Origin of the sequence: Bradyrhizobium viridifuturi, assembly GCF_001238275.1 — a bacterium.
GTDB lineage: Bacteria > Pseudomonadota > Alphaproteobacteria > Rhizobiales > Xanthobacteraceae > Bradyrhizobium > Bradyrhizobium viridifuturi.
The window spans coordinates 1-3,066 of sequence record NZ_LGTB01000107.1 but is presented as its reverse complement, the minus strand read 5'-3'; the positions used below and the strand labels follow the sequence as shown (position 1 = coordinate 3,066).

General features: G+C 56.4%; 1 protein-coding gene and 1 pseudogene. Both read right to left on the bottom strand.

Annotated elements, in window-relative coordinates; translation table 11 throughout:
• Positions 1–1,059: 1,059 nt before the first annotated feature.
• Complete coding sequence (locus tag ALC15_RS42950) at positions 1,060–1,608, bottom strand: phasin family protein (protein WP_157861000.1); 549 nt, start codon at positions 1,606–1,608, stop codon at positions 1,060–1,062.
• A gap of 1,194 nt (positions 1,609–2,802) precedes the next feature.
• Positions 2,803–3,066, bottom strand: a pseudogene (locus ALC15_RS48130) (hypothetical protein); the annotation flags it as partial.

Here is a 3,066-nt window from a genome sequence, read left to right as displayed (position 1 = left end):
GCAATCCCGGTGCACTTCTCGTGCGACTTTCAGACATGCACGCAGTCAACCCGACGCCGTTTGAACGAAACCAGACGTGGCTAATGACGCCGAGAGGGCGCGGGGATTGGATGATTGCCATCGTGTATCGCGATCAGTTCGCCGGGCTCCAAACCGAGCTTTTGTAACTGCTCTTTTTGAAGCGGACAGTTAAGCATTCCGGCCCTTGCGCCGCAGTCGGCTATCGTCATCCTCACCGCTTCCGCCGGGTCAGCGACGGCAACCGCGTATACTACGTGTCTGAATTCTTCGTCGTCGCCATCTTCCTTGAAGACAGCAGCAGTCACTAACTAACCGTCCATCTTGCTACGCTCCGGGAACGTGAAGTAGGCGTTGTCTTCACCTCATTGCATAAGTATTGCGACTACTATGATGCCGATGAAGACCAGGCCCATGAAAATCACGCAGCCTAGGTACGGTAGGTCGCCGCGCACTACACAGCTCCAGACGCGAGGACGGAGCGTGCACTCCGGGGACACGATCAACCTGCACAATTCGGCCCGCTGCGTTCGACAGCCTGACACGGCAATCCGAGTCCCAACAACTACTGGCTTGCATAGGTGCATGGCCCGGACGACAACGCCGCCCTAGCGAAGCTGGGCTTCAGCAACTTTGGCGAATTCCAAAGCGAACCCTGGATATCTGCAGCATTTGGATGCCGGACTGCCTCTGACTTTGAGGTAATCCTCGACTTTAGGACCAAACCGCGGCTTTATCTGCAGCACGTAGCGATGTCGAATAGTAACTGAGCAGAGACCTCATTGGCTCGTTCGCGCAATTGACGCACGACGACGTCCAGCTCGAAACGGGTTTCCATCGGTTTCTCGATGACAGGAGGCTGCTTGCGGCCGCAAAGCGAATGACACCTCTCCAACGCCTTCCTCCGGAACGCAGAGGCGCGCTGAGCTTGGCGGAAACTCCCGGTCCTTCCAGGATCATCCGCCTCGAAGGTACGACTTCCAGCGCAAGCCGGCCACGATCGTCGGAACCGCGATTTGCGTTACTCGCTGTTTCGCAGGATTACTGTCCCGTTCGCACGTCTGTAGAGCGTGGCAGGTTTGTCTTGGGCCCTAACCCCTGCAAACGCATTATCGTCTGCTTGGCCAATTCCCCGTGGAGCCTATGGATCTTCTGAGAGCCAGCAATGAGAGTTTCATGAGTCTGTTTCAGGAAATCGGTTTGAAGCTCAAGAGCTTCGTAAAACGATCGCGCGCCCGCCAACTTCTCGAAAAACGACTTGGTGTGTTCGAAGGATTTTTTGACATAGTCAGCATAGGTTTTTGCGATTTCTTGATAGCTGACCGGCGTTGTTTCCGCTGATACGATCCGGCCGTTCGAAGAGGTGTCAGTCGAAGCGGTGTCAGTTGACGCGAACTGCGCGCCGATCTCCTTCGGCGTGTGCTGCAATTGATCTGGCGGCGGGCCCTCTTGTTGACCCGATTTCCGCCTCTGCTGTGCAGTTTCGTCGCTCTGCCGATCCGCGTTCGGGTTGCCCTTGCCGGATTTTCGTGGTGTCTCGCTCTGGTCTGGACTCATTGCTAAATCGCTCCGTGGTTTGATATCAATCAAGTTGCAAATCTCCGCCATGCTCACGCTGGCATCATGATTCCGATCGGCTCCTTGTGCGGCGATTTGCTACATTTTAGCGGACCTCTTCTACGCTGCCGCTCGGCCGGCTCCGAAAGCGGCGCGTCATAGTACGCCTGTCCTCATTGGACATCTCGCTCCCTCGCCCGCGCATTGCCGAAATCGCTCGGTCGTCCCACAGCAATTATCAACCGGGGTTTGCTCCCACTGCGATCTGCGAGAAGTTCCTATCCCTGAGAGCACTGGGAGTAAGGTTGGCATCGGCCAGTTCTCTCCAAGACCTCCCGACTTCGATCCACCTGCTTTTTCGAGCCAGCAAGGTGTCAAGCATCCTCCTCCAGCAATGCCCCAGGTTTGGGGGACCAAGTGCGCTACTTTCGAGAGCTTCGAGATAATGCGTTCGACGGTCTGTCCGTTCTGCGCTCGCCAGATCGATTTGACTTTATGGATGAGGGGATTGTCGTTGGCGCGAACACCGTTGCTTCTGAGGGCCGAGTCAGCCACACAGACCAGCAAGAGGCCGAGACAGAACCACAGCACGCGTTTTCTTGCCATTTTCACCTGCCGCCCGGATCCATCTGTTCTCTCTGTGAGGCACTAATCCTACGCGGATCACAAACACGCTGTTACGCAGCATTGAAAGTTAGCAGCGACGTGACAAGACGCCCGTCGGTATCGGCCGAGCAGACGCCGTCCTTGGCTTATGTCACGCGCCACTAACTTCACTGGCCAGCCACGGCCTCAACTTGCGATGGTAGCCATGCCTGAGGGAGGGTGCCCTCGGCACGTCGAGGGTCTGCATTCTTCGTGCCAGGCAATAGTCGACAGTTCGTACCGTGTTTGTGTTGGCTTTGTCTGCTTTGCGACTTACTCAGGTTGTGGTCCTTGCACTCAGGCCTGGCCGCGGCGGCGTCATGTTGACCTTATCCTCTCCGCAATCATCGACCCGTGCAAGCGACTCTTTCGCTGCAGCTCAGACATGGATGAAATCCCTTTGGCGCCGTCATCGACACTGTTTCAGTCGGCGCCGTTGCCGCAAGGCCGACGCGATCGAAGCCCGCACCAGCGAGGCACACCTTTTCTATCGCCATTGAGCATTCACTGCGCAATCTTCGTTGGCACACCCGTTGCTCGTCAAGAAATAGCAATAGTGGTCTTTGTGGAGGCCAAAGATCCCTAATCAGTTGCTGCGGTCGAAAAGACAAGGTCGATTCGACGGCGGTGCTGAGCGCTGAGCGGGCGGATGCTTTGGCGCAGTTCGTCACACTTTCCAGATTGAGATGTGCTTGAGCTTATATCGAGAAGAAGTATCGGGTGAATTAAGACGTCGAGAACGAAGCCATTGTGATTGACAGCGCACCAGAGCCAATGTTGTCCGCCCGCGATCGAGAGCGCGCTGGCGGACGCGGTCAGAGAGCACGTTGCCGAATTTCCGTCCCC